The 13,983-nt window shown below is 41.1% G+C and carries 15 protein-coding genes and 1 riboswitch; of the genes, 3 read left to right on the forward strand and 12 right to left on the reverse strand.

What is annotated here, in order from left to right; all coding sequences use genetic code 11:
* Nucleotides 1-16 precede the first annotated feature (16 nt).
* Nucleotides 17-193 (reverse strand): hypothetical protein, encoded by a 177-nt coding sequence (locus AC622_RS21080; RefSeq protein ID WP_156185647.1) that lies wholly within the window; start codon nucleotides 191-193, stop codon nucleotides 17-19.
* Between the two features lie 217 nt (nucleotides 194-410).
* On the opposite strand from AC622_RS21080, the gene AC622_RS15715 reads away from it, so the two are divergent.
* A complete protein-coding gene (locus tag AC622_RS15715) occupies nucleotides 411-920 on the forward strand; it encodes a universal stress protein (RefSeq protein WP_049671931.1) in 510 nt (169 codons plus the stop codon).
* 135 nt (nucleotides 921-1,055) lie between these two features.
* Here AC622_RS15715 and AC622_RS15720 read toward each other — a convergent pair whose 3' ends face one another.
* Nucleotides 1,056-1,514 carry a helix-turn-helix domain-containing protein gene (locus AC622_RS15720; RefSeq protein ID WP_049671932.1) on the reverse strand — a complete coding sequence of 153 codons (459 nt, stop codon included), beginning with the start codon at nucleotides 1,512-1,514 and terminating at the stop codon, nucleotides 1,056-1,058.
* A 491-nt stretch (nucleotides 1,515-2,005) separates the two neighbouring features.
* Nucleotides 2,006-2,350: a winged helix-turn-helix transcriptional regulator gene (locus AC622_RS15725; protein ID WP_049671933.1), complete on the reverse strand. Its 345-nt coding sequence runs from the start codon at nucleotides 2,348-2,350 to the stop codon at nucleotides 2,006-2,008.
* 129 nt (nucleotides 2,351-2,479) lie between these two features.
* Between AC622_RS15725 and AC622_RS15730 the strand changes: the two genes are divergently transcribed.
* Complete coding sequence (locus AC622_RS15730; RefSeq protein WP_049671934.1) at nucleotides 2,480-3,097, forward strand: nitroreductase family protein; 618 nt, start codon at nucleotides 2,480-2,482, stop codon at nucleotides 3,095-3,097.
* A 52-nt stretch (nucleotides 3,098-3,149) separates the two neighbouring features.
* Here AC622_RS15730 and thiT read toward each other — a convergent pair whose 3' ends face one another.
* The 3 genes from thiT to AC622_RS21700 form a co-directional block, all read right to left on the reverse strand.
* A complete protein-coding gene (gene thiT, locus AC622_RS15735; RefSeq protein ID WP_049671935.1) occupies nucleotides 3,150-3,731 on the reverse strand; it encodes an energy-coupled thiamine transporter ThiT in 582 nt (193 codons plus the stop codon).
* 110 nt (nucleotides 3,732-3,841) lie between these two features.
* Nucleotides 3,842-3,944, reverse strand: a riboswitch (TPP riboswitch).
* A gap of 68 nt (nucleotides 3,945-4,012) precedes the next feature.
* A complete protein-coding gene (locus tag AC622_RS15740) occupies nucleotides 4,013-5,254 on the reverse strand; it encodes a dicarboxylate/amino acid:cation symporter (protein ID WP_049671936.1) in 1,242 nt (413 codons plus the stop codon).
* Between the two features lie 276 nt (nucleotides 5,255-5,530).
* The gene (locus AC622_RS21700; protein ID WP_442853811.1) at nucleotides 5,531-5,737 is read right to left on the reverse strand and encodes an Lmo0850 family protein; all 207 of its coding nucleotides are present in this window, start codon (nucleotides 5,735-5,737) and stop codon (nucleotides 5,531-5,533) included.
* 532 nt (nucleotides 5,738-6,269) lie between these two features.
* Here AC622_RS21700 and AC622_RS15745 point away from each other — a divergent pair.
* Nucleotides 6,270-7,655 (forward strand): hemolysin family protein, encoded by a 1,386-nt coding sequence (locus tag AC622_RS15745; protein WP_049671937.1) that lies wholly within the window; start codon nucleotides 6,270-6,272, stop codon nucleotides 7,653-7,655.
* A gap of 67 nt (nucleotides 7,656-7,722) precedes the next feature.
* On the opposite strand, the gene AC622_RS15750 is transcribed toward AC622_RS15745, so the two are convergent.
* From AC622_RS15750 to AC622_RS15775, 6 genes are all read right to left on the reverse strand, one after another.
* On the reverse strand, nucleotides 7,723-8,826 hold the full coding sequence (locus AC622_RS15750; protein WP_049671938.1) for an AI-2E family transporter: 1,104 nt from the start codon (nucleotides 8,824-8,826) through the stop codon (nucleotides 7,723-7,725).
* Nucleotides 8,827-8,958: 132 nt separating this feature from the next.
* A complete protein-coding gene (locus AC622_RS15755) occupies nucleotides 8,959-10,185 on the reverse strand; it encodes an aminopeptidase (RefSeq protein ID WP_049671939.1) in 1,227 nt (408 codons plus the stop codon).
* Nucleotides 10,186-10,287: 102 nt separating this feature from the next.
* On the reverse strand, nucleotides 10,288-10,956 hold the full coding sequence (modB, locus tag AC622_RS15760) for a molybdate ABC transporter permease subunit (protein WP_049671940.1): 669 nt from the start codon (nucleotides 10,954-10,956) through the stop codon (nucleotides 10,288-10,290).
* Between the two features lie 3 nt (nucleotides 10,957-10,959).
* Entirely contained in the window at nucleotides 10,960-11,739 is a 780-nt protein-coding gene (modA, locus tag AC622_RS15765) for a molybdate ABC transporter substrate-binding protein (protein WP_049671941.1), read from the reverse strand.
* A 129-nt stretch (nucleotides 11,740-11,868) separates the two neighbouring features.
* Nucleotides 11,869-12,759 (reverse strand): cation diffusion facilitator family transporter, encoded by an 891-nt coding sequence (locus AC622_RS15770; RefSeq protein ID WP_049671942.1) that lies wholly within the window; start codon nucleotides 12,757-12,759, stop codon nucleotides 11,869-11,871.
* A 161-nt stretch (nucleotides 12,760-12,920) separates the two neighbouring features.
* Nucleotides 12,921-13,859, reverse strand: a complete 939-nt coding sequence (locus AC622_RS15775; protein ID WP_049671943.1) for a magnesium transporter CorA family protein — start codon at nucleotides 13,857-13,859, stop codon at nucleotides 12,921-12,923.
* Nucleotides 13,860-13,983: the final 124 nt, after the last annotated feature.

The following is a 13,983-nucleotide window of genomic DNA, read 5'->3' on the forward strand; positions in this document are numbered from 1 at the left end:
GTCCGTTATTCTCTATTTATTCCGCCTGCTCATTCGGGCATTGTTCAGTCGAATCCACATCCTGATGAAGGGATTCCATGTACATGTAAACAATCTGCTTAAGCTTATCATCCGCTCCGAGTATGTCTAGATGGGTTAAACATTTCCGAATAATCGGGTGCACTTCCGATGGCATCCTATTATTAGTTGACATCCCCATCACCTCTTTCTTTCCATTATAAACCATACCGTTCTGCTATTCCATTGGCCTTTTGTCATATTAATTCAAAAAACACGTATTTTTTATTTTTACACGAATCTGGAAGGGCTATTTCGTCAAAAAATGTCTCTTAAAAAATGTTTTTGAAATGAACATTTAGGATAAAGGATAAAGGACTAAGTATAGGAATCAATAGAAGGGAATGATCGCCATGTTTAATCATGTTCTCGTTGCATTTGATGGCTCCGATTCAAGCAGGAAAGCATTATCTATGGGTATGAGCTTATGCAAGGACAAGGATAAATCATTATTATCTATCATCTATGTCTATAATAAAACCGAAGATTCGCAGAACTATCCAGTAGGCGCTGTCGGCGCTGCCCCCCTCTCTGGTGCAGCCCCTTTATATGTAGACCATACACAAGGTCAGCCAATAGACATGCCTGACCAAGATATCAACAGCCCTTATGAAGCAGATTCGCGCCTAGAGGAGATTGAAGGTTATGTCAGAGGTATCGTCAATGATTCCATAATCAATTCTCATTTCGTCGTTTTGGAAGGTTCGACAGATGATGCCATCTTGCAATATGCTGAGAAAGAAAGTGCGAACCTTATCATTGTCGGAAATAGCAGCAGTTCTAAGTTAAGGAGCTTCTTCCTTGGCAGCGTGTCGGAAAAAATCATCAAAAATGCCAACTGCCCTGTCTTGGTGGCGAAATAATCGTAGAAACCTGCCAGCCTACATGCCTGGCAGGTTTCTTTTCATAAGCATGGTCCCTTAAACGACAAAAAATCCTCAGCTAAAGATAACTGGGATTCCATTTGTCGGTAAAGAAAACCACTTAGGTGTTGATGCTTATCCTACTCGATTGACCAGCTCCTTAAACTTCTGCTGGGATACATCCTCATCCAATGAACTGAAAATACGATAACGGTCATCATCCAAAATTCGATAATGCTGACTGATCATGTTTTGCTGGAGTGTATATCCCTTTTCAGAGATGATATCATTCCACCACATTTTCCCTCCAAGCATCTTTTCTTTTCGGTAATCTATCTGTTCTCTCGACACAGTTTCTATGACTTCAAGCGGATCCCCGCCAAATAGCGTCTGTACAGTCAAGGTTTCACGGAAAAGCGATACAACAGCAACGACGGTTGTCCAGCTTGCTTCGTTCCTTTCCTTCTCTATCTGCACAAGGGTCTTTTTTGAAATTCCAATAATCTCTGCCATCTTATCTTGTGTATAATCAACCTCAACACGGATTAATCTCATGCGTTCTGATATTAAACGAATTATCTCATCCTTCGTCATGCCATCCCTCTTCTCTTTTAATGTTATGGTACCAAACTATGTTTATGGAATATTTTACAATAACTGAACCACTAAGACTATTATAATAGAAATAAATGGAAATTTGATATTAATTTGTATATATTTACTAATTTTTTTATTCCCTTGAATCCGAAAAAAAAACCTACTGACAAGGCTGTCAGTAGATTTATCGTCTTCCATGCTGATTTTTTTTATGATTTTCACCTGTCTCTTTCATGTCGTATATTGCCTGACGAAGTTATCTTGCAAGAGGCTTTATAGCAAACTTGCCTTTTAAGGACTTTTTGGCATGCTTTATTAGACATATGCCCGCATACCCAAAGATGAGGTTACCAGCAATTACATCGAATATGATCGCCCCAGATAATGAGCAGGAAGATCATTGATGATGCAATATCCATCCTTTTTCACCTGCATAGAAAAAGCCGGAGAGCCTCCCTTTTAAGGGGTGATTCTCCGACATTACTTCCTCATTTCTTCTCCAGTTGGTTTTTATATTCAACCCATTTACGAATTGATACAATCACATCTTTCAATGCTTCGCCGCTCGGGGTCAATTCATACTGAACCTTCTTCAAGGAACCATCCAAATAGCTTTTCTTCACTAATTCTTCTTTTACTAATTCATTCAATCTTTCTGTCAGAACTCTGTCGGAAATTCCTTCAATCATTCCAGTGAGTTCATGATATCGTTTCGGGCCATCCAGCAAAGAGTAGATAATGATTCCCATCCATTTCCGTCCGATGAATTCAATTGTTTGATGAAAATCACTGCATATATGGCACTTCTGGCCTTTATCTAGTGCTCCTGGCATATCATTCGCCTCCAACCTTGTGCTCTTATTATCATAACATGAATACTTTACGTTGACACATTAACTTACTTTTGGTAAGTTATCATTATTAAGAAACTAACTTTAAGTAAGTTTACAAGGAGAGTATCTATGTCACATTTAGAAGAACTAATCAAACAGCGTAAATCTGTCCGAAGCTATAATTCGGAATTCAAGATGGATAAAGAGGAAATTCTGGAACTATTAAGTCTGGCATCCGAGGCTCCATCTTCTAGCAATTTGCAGCCATGGCGCTTTATCGTCATCCACAATAAAGAGCTTCAAAAAGAAATAAGAGCACTTGGCTTCAATCAGGCACAGATTGAAGACTCCTCTGCTATCGTTGCTGTTATAGGTGATATTGAAGCATATAAGAACGTCGAAAAAATATACAGCCTTAATGTTGAGAAGGGTTATATGGACCAAAGCATTGCTGATCGTACGATTAAACAAACATTGAACGCATACCCATCCATGCCGAAGGAAGCATTAATGCAAATTGCAGCCTATGATGCTGGCTCCATTGCCATGCAATTCATGCTGCTTGCCAAGGAACGCGGCTACGATACTATCACAATGGGCGGTTTCGACAAAGCTGCTTTTGCTAAGCGCTTTGACTTGCCTGACAATCATTTCCCAATCACCCTGATTGCTATTGGTAAAGCTGCAGCACCGGCATTCAATACAACACGCCTGCCTATTGAAACATTGACAACATATATCGACTAACAAAAAGCCGCCCAACTACAAGTGGGGCGGCTTTTTTCTATTCTATCATACATTAATGGGCCGGCTTCTTTAAGACTAATTGCGGAGCCGAAGATGAAAGTAGAAGAATGACTCCTCCAGAAACAATCACGCTCGGCAGCAAATAGGATAAATTATAAAGCAAAGAAAACACGATAACAGACTGACCATCTGCCGCGCCAGACCCAAAGAATACGACTCCCGCAATAAAGTGAGCAAGAAACCGCAAAGAGCTTCCAAGGAGAATACCCCCAACAACAAACATCATATTCCTCTTTCGATTCTTTCCATTGTCTGTTTGAATCTGACTGAACAGGATGCCTGCCAGACCAACCGCCGAAAAGGCGACGATATAGTCAAGAAACCCTTGTACAGGCGTCAATATATAAGCTGTTCCTGATACGATTTGCAGTAAGCCTAATAGCAGCCCTGTCACAACACCGCCTTTTACACCCCAGCGGATTGCCATAAGAAAGATTGGCACCATCGCAATAGAAATACTGCCCCCTTGTGCCCATAAACTAAGCGACATAATATTCCCCAGAAAATCAAATACAAATGCCAATGCTGCAAAAATAGCCACCTCTACCAAATACAATAACCGGTTGTTTCTCATCTTTTTCCCCTTTCTTTTTGGAGGAGTACCGAAGTCTCTCGAGAAAGCGGGCTAAAAAAATGCAAAAAAGCAATGTGCGTCAAAAAATGGCACACATTGCTTTACACAATCGCATTTATCCGCCACATTCCTACGCTAGAATTAACTAACAGGTTCGAAGGGTCAGAATTCGAACATTCACTCTCAGCCTCACAGGCTCCCCTTGTGGAATAATCTATATTCATGTACTTTCATGTTACTAGAATGGCTTTCCAATAGCAAGGAAAGTATACATCTGTTTCTTATGCAATCATTTCGTTTGCTTCTTGGTTTACTTCACGTTTTTTCTCTGATTCAGCAATAATAACCGCACAGGAAGCGTCCCCTGTGATATTTACAGCTGTTCTTGCCATATCAAGCAAGCGGTCAATTCCGAGAATCAGGCCAATCCCTTCAACCGGCAACCCAACTTGCTCAAGCACCATCGCAAGCAAGATCAACCCTGCGCCTGGTACGCCTGCTGAACCAACGCTTGCCAAAACAGCCGTAAAAATAACGGAAATCAGCTGAGGTGTCGTTAAATCAACTCCGTACGTTTGGGCAATAAATACTACAGCGACTCCTTGAAGGATTCCCGTTCCGTCCATATTTATGGTAGCACCAAGCGGCTGAACAAAGCTTGAGATATTTTTCGGAACATTTAAGGCTCTTTGGGCAGTATCCATCGCTACAGGAAGCGAAGCACTGCTTGAAGATGTACTAAATCCTACAGCCATTGCAGGAGCAAAGTTCTTAAAGAAATCAATTGGATTTCGGCGGCCAAGAACGGCAATCGCTCCTCCATATACAAATACGGTATGGATGATTAACGCTAGGATAACAACCACCATGTATAGGCCCATACTCTTAATAGCAGACACCCCTTGGCTTCCTACAGCTGTTGCTACCAAGGCAAATGTCGCATATGGTGCCGTCTTCATGATGAAGTTAACAAGGTAAACCAGCACTTCTTGACCCTGCTCCAATAAATGGACCAGACCTTTTGTTTTAGAACCAAGTGCACTAATTCCAATACCGAAGAATATAGACATAACAATTACTTGAAGCATATTGCCTTCAGCCATGGCTTGGATTGGGTTTTTAGGAATGATATTGATGAGAGTTTCAATTACTGAGGGGGCTTGACTTGCCGTATATTCAGCAGCAGATAAGTTAACATGAGCGCTCGCACCCGGCTTGATAAGCAAGGCAAGACCTAATCCGATGGTGATAGCAAAAGCAGTCGTAGCCAAGAAATACAGCATGGTTTTCCCGCCAATGCGTCCGAGCTTTTTCGGATCGCCGAGTCCAGCAGTTCCTAATGTGATGGATATCAATACAATCGGCACGACAAGCATCGTGATTGCATTAATAAATAATGAACCAATTGGATCGAAGATATACATATCAAAGATGCCAAATAGTTCAGGGGAAAATTGATTCAGACCTAAACCAACCAATACACCTGTAATTAAACCTATAATAATTCTTATGGTAAGCTTCATTGATGACCTCCTCTAAATTCAAGCAAACGATTGTTTCCCTAACTATTGCAAGCCATAAAAAATTCCTCAAACGAGGATAATAGAAAAGAAATATTCAATCTTTTTAGATATCAACAATTACTTTTCTAATATAATAATAGACAAGTTTTTAAGAAACAACAATGGTAAGAATTACACGCATCAATCAATTCACTTTATGTAGACACAAAAAAGACGCTTCAACAGGAGCGCCTTAGGTTATCACCTTATTTAAAAACATAGCTTGTATGTTTTACATTAATGACTCTTCACTTCTACTTGTTTCTTTAAAGAATATGGGTTCTGTAACAATTCGCTGAATGTTGACTCAGAACATACTAAGCTAGAGAAGATTTCATTACGGGATTTTGTTTTTTCAATCTTTACGCCCTGTATCTTAAATTTAGATACGATATCCATTCTCACATTCTCCACCTTCTGATTTTTTGCTAACCAGTATTTCATTTACCCGAAATTAATGCAGCGAAACATCGTTTGAGCAAAATACTTGACTGTTTCAAACGATGATGTTCTATTCGAGATTTCTAATAGCCAATTAGTCAAAGAGAGCTTTTATTGCTTGTCATCATGCGTTCAGGCACGAATTCACTTCAATGCCAATCATCCAAGGCGGTGGGGGAAACGCCTCATAAGTACATATGTATGTCAATCAATACGCACAAAACTCACAACATTTAAATTGTACTAAACTATAAAAAAAAATAAAGGGACTTTTTTCTTTTTTTCTAAAAAATTGATTTGTTTTTAAAAATGTACCTAAAACAAATGATATTCGGTTAGAAATTTAATATAATAAGAAGTAATAACCATTTTTTCTACTTCTCTTTATTTTAAAGGGGGGATTTACATGGGAAGTTGATCGCCAGCTATCCAGTCGGACTATGCTTGCATTTGACGTTAAACCATACAGCTGTTAACAGCTTATTATCACAGGAGGTGACTCCTTTACCGTCTAATCACGGTTAAAGGAAATTTATTGGACATATGGAATTTGGTTTTTATAGCCATTTTGATTGCACTGACCGCATTCTTTGTTGCGTCAGAGTTCGCGATTGTCAAGATTCGCTCCTCGCGAATTGATCAGTTAATGGAGGAAGGAAACCGGCGGGCAATAAGCGCCAAAAACATCGTTACGAATCTGGATGAGTATTTATCCGCCTGCCAGCTTGGGATCACCATTACAGCCCTCGCTTTAGGATGGATAGGAGAGGAAACCTTTGAATCCCTTCTCGCTCCCTTATTCGCACTGTTTTCCCTGCCTGAGACTGTTACAACGCCACTCGTCGTCGTTATTGCTTTTCTGCTGATTACCTTCATCCACGTCGTAATCGGCGAATTAGCTCCAAAGACGATTGCTATTCAAAAAGCGGAAGCAATTGCTCTTTTATTCTCAAGACCTCTCATGGCATTCTACAAAATTATGTATCCATTTATCTGGCTGCTTAATGGTTCTGCCCGGTTGATCATCCGCATGCTCGGTCTTCATCCCGCTTCAGAACATGAAATTGCCCATACGGAAGAGGAATTGCAGATTATTCTTTCAGACAGTTATAAGAGCGGCGAAATTAACCAATCTGAATTTAAATATGTGAATAATATTTTTGAATTTGATAACCGAGTCGCTAAAGAAATCATGGTTCCTCGAACCGAAATGGTCTCCTTATCCAAGGTGGATTCCATCAAGGACTTTATTCAGATGTACCATGAAGAGAAATTCACTCGTTATCCGGTCATTGACGGTGACAAGGACCATATCGTCGGACTTGTCAACGTAAAAGAGGTATTGACCGATGTTGTCGTAGATGAGAGCATTTCAAATTCAACCATTCAAGAATATATAAGGCCAATCATCCATGTCATTGACACCATTCCAATCCATGATTTACTGGCGAGAATGCAATCTGAACGGATTCATATGGCAGTCCTGATGGATGAATACGGAGGCACTTCCGGATTAGTCACCATCGAAGACATCGTCGAAGAGATTGTTGGTGAGATACGAGATGAATTCGATAGTGATGAGATTCCGGAGATTCGGAAGAATACAGATGGATCTTACATCGTTGATTCTAAGGTACTTCTCAGTGAAATTAATGACCTGCTTGGCACGGCCCTCGATGATACCGATATTGACACAATCGGCGGATGGGTCCTGACCGAGAAGTATGAAGCAAAGCTTGGTGATATGCTTGAGATTGGCGATTATGAAATTACGATTATCGATATGGAGGAACATCATATCCGCTATCTCGAAATCCGCAAAAAACCGCGGGAAGCTCAGCCCCTCACCTCTCACAGCACAGCTGCAGAAGGAGAGAGCCAGCTGTTCACCCAGCCATTATCAAGCAGTACAATAGAATAAAGAAAAACACACGTGAAACCACGTGTGTTTTTCTTTTTTATTCTTCTTTCATCAATTCCTCTGCTTATCAAGCATCCTCTGTAATGACGGTATGCTTTGCCCGGTAAAGCTTAACAAGCCGGACGATATTCTTCGTAATCGTCTTAACAACCGCATAAGTTGGAACGGCAAGTATCATGCCAAGGATCCCAGCTAATGAACCAGCAACTAGCAAAATCATGATGATGGTCAGCGGATGAATATTCAATGACTTCCCGATAATCAATGGGGATATAAGATTACCGTCCAGCTGCTGCACGATCACAATAATCAGGATGACCAAAATGGCAACCAAAGGCGATTGGAATAGCCCGACAGCCACTGCTGGTGCAGCACCGATAAATGGACCAACATACGGGATGATATTCGTGACCGCAATCACGAGTCCAAGCGTCAAGGCATAAGGCAGATCAATCAGCAAAAAGCCAATGAAACAAGCCGTACCAACGAAGATACATACCGTAATCTGACCCTGTATATAATTGGCCAAGGTTTGAGAGGTCTCCTGAATAACAACAAGTCCTTCTTTCCTGAATGAGGCTGGGAGAAACTTCATCAATGCACCTGGCAATTTATGACCATCCTTCAGCATGTAGAAAAGGATAAATGGAACCGTAATAATAATCAGCGTCAAACTGGTGATAAACGAAACCACAGCCGATAGTCCGCTCGTGATGTTACTTGTAATGTTTGTCGTAAATTCTAGGAGCTTATCCTTTATTTGATCAAATTCAATAAACTCTTGTTCCACAACATAATTGAACCAATTAGATTTTGAGGCATCCTCAATGAATGCGACAACATCATCTACAAATTGCGGGGTATTCTTAGCGATATCTGTGATTTGTTCAGAAACAACAGGCACTACTTTTGTAATTCCAATTGTAATTAAACCGATAAGCGCTATGTATAAAATCAAGATTCCAACAATCTTTGGAACCTTCCACCTCATGAGCAGCTTTAAGACGGGATTTAACAAGTAAAATAAGAATCCCGAAATCAAAATCGGGAAAAACAGTGTTGAGATAAAGATTCCAATTGGATGGAATAGAAAAGAGATTTTCGTGCTCACATAAATAATAATCAGCAGCAACAGGATCTCCAAAGTCCAAAACTGTAATTTAGATTTCAACGGTTTCTTCCACTCCTTAACATTCTTCCATTTATTATAGCGTAAATTACCGGCGATAAACTACTCCTTTTAAAGGAGTAGAAGATAATGATAAAAGAAGGCCAAGGGTCCTTGACCCAAGGCCTAAATTAATTAAAATGCCCAGTTTCCGCCGCGGAAGATTGGTTCAAGTGTCCCGTCCGCAAGCTCACCGTCAATATCCATCTCCGCAGAGCCAATCATGAAATCTACATGGGTAATGCTATTGTTCACACCATTATCAATCAGCTCCTGCTCTGACATTTCCTTTCCACCTTTCAAGCAGAAGGCATAACCGGAGCCAATGGCTAAATGGTTAGAAGCATTCTCATCAAATAATGTATTATAGAACAACACATTCGTATCAGATATCGGCGAACGATGAGGCACTAACGCCACTTCTCCAAGATATCTAGATCCTTCATCTGTATCAAGAAGACTAAGAAGGACATCCTCTCCTGTCTCAGCCTTCGCACTAACCGCTTTTCCGTTCTCAAATGTCAAGGAGAAGCGGTCAATAACATTTCCGCCATAGCTGAGCGGCTTCGTGCTGGCCACCGTTCCATTGACCCCTTCTTTCAATGGGACTGTAAACACTTCCTCCGTCGGCATATTGGCCATGAAGGAGTGACCTTTGGCATTGATACTTCCCGCCCCGCACCATTCATGCTTGTCGGAAAGCTGAATAGTTAAGTCCGTTCCTGGCGCACGATAATGTAAGGCTTTATATTTCTTCTCGTTTAAGTAATCTGCCTTTGCACGCAGTGTATGATCATGCTCTATCCATGTTTGAACAGGATCGGCTGAATCAACGCGCACTGCTTTTAGAATAGCATCCCATAACATTTCAACGCTGTTTTCCGCATCTGGGAATACTTTATTTGCCCATTTTTGGCCGGCAGCTGCGATGACACTCCAGCTGAATTTATCTGCCTGCATGGCTTGACGGAATTTATTAAGTGCTGTGCCAGTAGCCTTTTGATAATTTGCGATACGTTTTGCTTCGATGCCCTTCAAGGCATCTGGGCTTTGCGATACGATTGATATGATTGCTCCGCCTTTTTCGATTAAATATTCTTTTTGAGCGACGAGCCATTCAGGCACTTCACTGAAGGCATCTTCCGGCGCAAGCTCAAATTTAGCACGAGTCACTTCTTCATCCGCCCAGTCCACATAAACATGACGTGCTCCTGCCTCATAGGCTTTGCGAACTACCTTGCGGGTAAATGGTGCGACCTCTACTGAGGATGATATGTATAATATTTGATCTTTCTGAATATTAACCCCGACTTTGACAGCTAGCTCAGCATATTTATCTAATCTTTGCTCCAAATTCATCATTCCAGCTCCCTTATTTCATTATCAATACCTATTTTACCATTAGTCAGCCCTATAACGCATTATCACATCTTGAGCTTTCAAAAAATTTAATCTTCTCGCCAATTAAGAATGCGTCCTTTGAAAAATTTGCACAACGACAAGCATGCCAATAGACATGAGAATCATCATGCCCACCCAAGCCCAGGCAAGTGTTGATTGGCCTGATTCAAATGCCATGTATATCGCAATCGGCATTGTTTGGGTCTTCCCAGGTATATTTCCGGCAAACATAAGCGTCGCTCCAAACTCTCCGAGCGCACGCGCAAATGTAAGAATGGCTCCAGCGAGCAGGGCTTTTGCCGAAAGCGGGATAGAAATCCTCCAAAAAACCTTCCATTCGCTTCCCCCGTCCACCCTGGCCGCATCCTCTATCTCCTGATCAACGGCAGCAAAGCCAGCCTTCGCGCTTTGATACATTAATGGAAATGCGACAACTGTGGAAGCAATCGCAGCCGCACTCCATGTGAAAATAATGGATTGATTAAATAAAGTATAAATCAGCTCTCCAACTGGGCTCCTCTGCCCAAAGATAACGACTAGAAGAAATCCGATTACGGTTGGCGGCAGCACAATCGGGAGAAGAAAAAAGGTTTCAATCAGCATCCTCCCCTTCATTGATTGCCGCTTGACCATTATTCTAGCCGACATGATACCCAAAAAGACAGCCAGCAGACCGGAGATGGCTGCTATTTCAATAGATAGTTTGATTGGTGCCCAAAAATCGATTTGCATTGTTTACTTCAACCCTTTAAACCCATACTTTTCAAATATCTTTTGCGCCTCATCTGATTGGAGATACCTATATAATTCTTCCGCATTCTCCTTTTCCTTGCTTGAAGAAATAACACCGGCCGGATAGATAATGGCCTCATGACTCTCATCAGGAACCGTATCAATGACCTTCACCTGACTAGAGTTTTTCGCATCTGTTGCATAAACAAAGCCAACCTCAACATTCCCTGTTTCCACATAGGTGAGAACCTGTGTGACATCCTTTGTGGGGACAAGCTTATCTTTAACTGTTTCCCACAGACCAAGTGCCTCAAGTGACTGCTTAGCATATTGTCCTGCTGGAACGGAATCAGGAGAGCCTATCGCAATCTTAGAGGCAGATTCAAGATTCTCTATTCCTCGCATCTCTGATTGATCACCCGCCACGAGCACCAGCTCATTGCTAAGAAGATTCGTTTGTGCCTCCTTATCAATCCATCCATTCTGAAGGAGAAGTTCAAAGGGTTCAATGGCAGCTGAGATAAACAAATCAGCCGGAGCTCCATTCTCTATTTGATGCTGAAGCGCACCTGAACCGCCGTAATTAAAAACGAGCGAGATATCTTCATTCTCTTCCTCATAAACCGTCTTAATTTCACCGAGTACATTCTGAAGACTTGCTGCAGCACTAATGATGAGTTCAACCTTCTCCTTACTCTCTCCTTCTGAAGACTGGCATCCAGCTAAAGTCAGAAGGAAAAGAAGGGCTAATACATACAGACAGTTCTTTCCTCTTTTCATCATTTCCCTTCTTCCTTCCCGTCACTATTATTTTCTACTATATCATTATCCAAAGGAAAAAATAGCAAAAAACATTCTGATGATTGGACATAAAAAAGCCAACTTGCACCCCGGGGCACAAATTGGCTTTTGTCATTCAGGAAAGTATGGATTAAGATGAATCAATACTTCCTCTATATGGTCAAATTTCTCCATTAATGTATGCTTAATATCACGCGAAAGATCATGTCCCTGCTTAATGGTCTTATCTTGATCAATGGAGATGCGGATATCCATTATAATATAATGTCCGTGCTCTCGCGCTCTGATTCTGTCAATGCGCCTGACATCCGGGAAAGCTGTCACAATGTCTCTGAATTGGTCCATAAGCTCTTGACTCACATTGCGCTCAATAAGGATATCAAAGGACTCCGTCAGCATTTCCTTGGCAATCTTGAATATTAGATAAGCGACGAATATACTGGCAATTTTATCCCCATATAGAAGGAACCCAATGCCAAACTTATCACCAAGATAGGATACGAGCACCCCTATCGCTGCGGCAAGTGATGCTACGATATCCGCTTTATGGTCATAAGCAATCGCTTCGATGGCCTTACTATTCATCCTCTTGCCCACACTCATTGAATAGCGGAACAAGCATTCTTTAGCGACATAAGAAAACAGTCCAACCCAAAACGCAATAAAGCTTGGAGCTTCCACTGGGTGGAAAAACCCTGCAATGCCTTCATAGACAATATAAAGAGACACAAGGAAGAGCAGTATCCCGATAATGCCAGATACAATAACCTCCGCTTTTCCATGTCCATATGGATGCTCCAGGTCTGCAGGCTTATTGGAGACCCTTATGACTAATAAGACAATAACAGAAGCAAACACATCAGCCGCCGAGTGAATACCATCCGCAAATAAAGCATCGCTGGCTGCCCATAAGCCGATGAACAGCTTTCCAAGCGTAAGAATAATATTGCTCCAAATACTGATCCAAGCAACCCGTTTAGCCGCACTTTCTCTAAATTCCACTGATGTATTCACCTCATCTAATTAAACAAATATTTCCTGCACAAACCTTAAGTGTAGCTCTATCTTATATCCCTTTCAACTAAGGACTACCACCATTCTTCTTACTTCAATAGCGAATAAGCTTAGTCTGCCCCAAAAAAAAAGATAGCGAACCGCTATCTTTAAAAGTACTTCTTCTTCCAAAATATGATAGTTGTGACAGATGATAACAAAAGTGCAACAAATATAACGCCTATAAAGGCATAAGGATTGTTTTGATAAGGCAGATCAACGTTCATTCCATATATACTGGCCACAATCGTCGGGAAAGACAAGATAATGGTGATGGAAGTCAGGAATTTCATGACGATATTTAAGTTATTTGAGATAACCGATGCGAATGTATTCATCATACTGGTAAGAATTGAGTGATACGTCTCAGCCATTTCAATCGCCTGGGTGTTTTCAATAATGACATCCTCCAGCAAATCCTTATCCTCTTCATACATTTTCAAATGATTGAGGCGCAGCATTTTCTGCAGCACAATTTTGTTGGATTTTAAGGATGTTGTAAAATAAACTAAACTCTTCTCCAAGGAGAGGAAGGCATATAATTCCTCATTCTTCATGGATTGATGGAGTTCTTTCTCTATGTCATCGGTCTTCCGGTTGATTTGCTTTAAGTATCGTAAATAGTAGGTGGAGATATGAAAGAGAATTTGCAAGGCAAAACGGGTTTTCTTATACGTAAAGAACCCTTTTATTTTCTTATTAATGAAGTCCATGATAATTGGATTCTCAATCAGTGAGATGGTGATAAAGCATTCTTCTGTCACAATCAAACCAATCGGGAGGGTTTCATAGACAGGGAAGCCTGAATCATCATAAATAATGTAGGGGAAGTCAACGATAATCAATACATGATTATCTTCCTTCTCCAAACGTGAGCGCTCCTCATCATCGAGCGGGTCTTTAATGAAGTCTTCCGGAATGTTCAAGCGTTCTGATATAAGCTTAATCTCTGATTCGCTCGGCGCGACCATATTCACCCAGCAGCCCTTTTGCAGGTCATCAATTTTTTTCAATGTATTTGCTGAGTCTGTAATGTAGTATTCCAACATGTAACAAAAACCTCCTCTTTTAGAGGGAAGCACCAACTCTTTTGACAGGATTGATTATTATCTTTCCCCACTTTTCAAAAAAAGCACCATTGGGTTCCCCAGTTTTACTCGTGTCCGGGTCTCC

This window comes from Bacillus sp. FJAT-27916 (genome assembly GCF_001183965.1).
In the GTDB taxonomy this organism is placed as follows: Bacteria; Bacillota; Bacilli; order Bacillales; family Pradoshiaceae; genus Pradoshia.

Excerpts from the sequence above, each read along its gene's own strand:
- AC622_RS21080 (WP_156185647.1), bottom strand. The coding sequence starts at position 193 with ATGTCAACTAATAATAGGATGCCATCGGAAGTGCACCCGATTATTCGG.
- AC622_RS15715 (WP_049671931.1), top strand. The coding sequence starts at position 411 with ATGTTTAATCATGTTCTCGTTGCATTTGATGGCTCCGATTCAAGCAGG.
- AC622_RS15720 (WP_049671932.1), bottom strand. The coding sequence starts at position 1,514 with ATGACGAAGGATGAGATAATTCGTTTAATATCAGAACGCATGAGATTA.
- AC622_RS15725 (WP_049671933.1), bottom strand. The coding sequence starts at position 2,350 with ATGCCAGGAGCACTAGATAAAGGCCAGAAGTGCCATATATGCAGTGAT.
- AC622_RS15730 (WP_049671934.1), top strand. The coding sequence starts at position 2,480 with ATGTCACATTTAGAAGAACTAATCAAACAGCGTAAATCTGTCCGAAGC.
- thiT (WP_049671935.1), bottom strand. The coding sequence starts at position 3,731 with ATGAGAAACAACCGGTTATTGTATTTGGTAGAGGTGGCTATTTTTGCA.
- AC622_RS15740 (WP_049671936.1), bottom strand. The coding sequence starts at position 5,254 with ATGAAGCTTACCATAAGAATTATTATAGGTTTAATTACAGGTGTATTG.
- AC622_RS21700 (WP_442853811.1), bottom strand. The coding sequence starts at position 5,737 with ATGAAATACTGGTTAGCAAAAAATCAGAAGGTGGAGAATGTGAGAATG.
- AC622_RS15755 (WP_049671939.1), bottom strand. The coding sequence starts at position 10,185 with ATGATGAATTTGGAGCAAAGATTAGATAAATATGCTGAGCTAGCTGTC.
- modB (WP_049671940.1), bottom strand. The coding sequence starts at position 10,956 with ATGCAAATCGATTTTTGGGCACCAATCAAACTATCTATTGAAATAGCA.
- modA (WP_049671941.1), bottom strand. The coding sequence starts at position 11,739 with ATGATGAAAAGAGGAAAGAACTGTCTGTATGTATTAGCCCTTCTTTTC.
- AC622_RS15775 (WP_049671943.1), bottom strand. The coding sequence starts at position 13,859 with ATGTTGGAATACTACATTACAGACTCAGCAAATACATTGAAAAAAATT.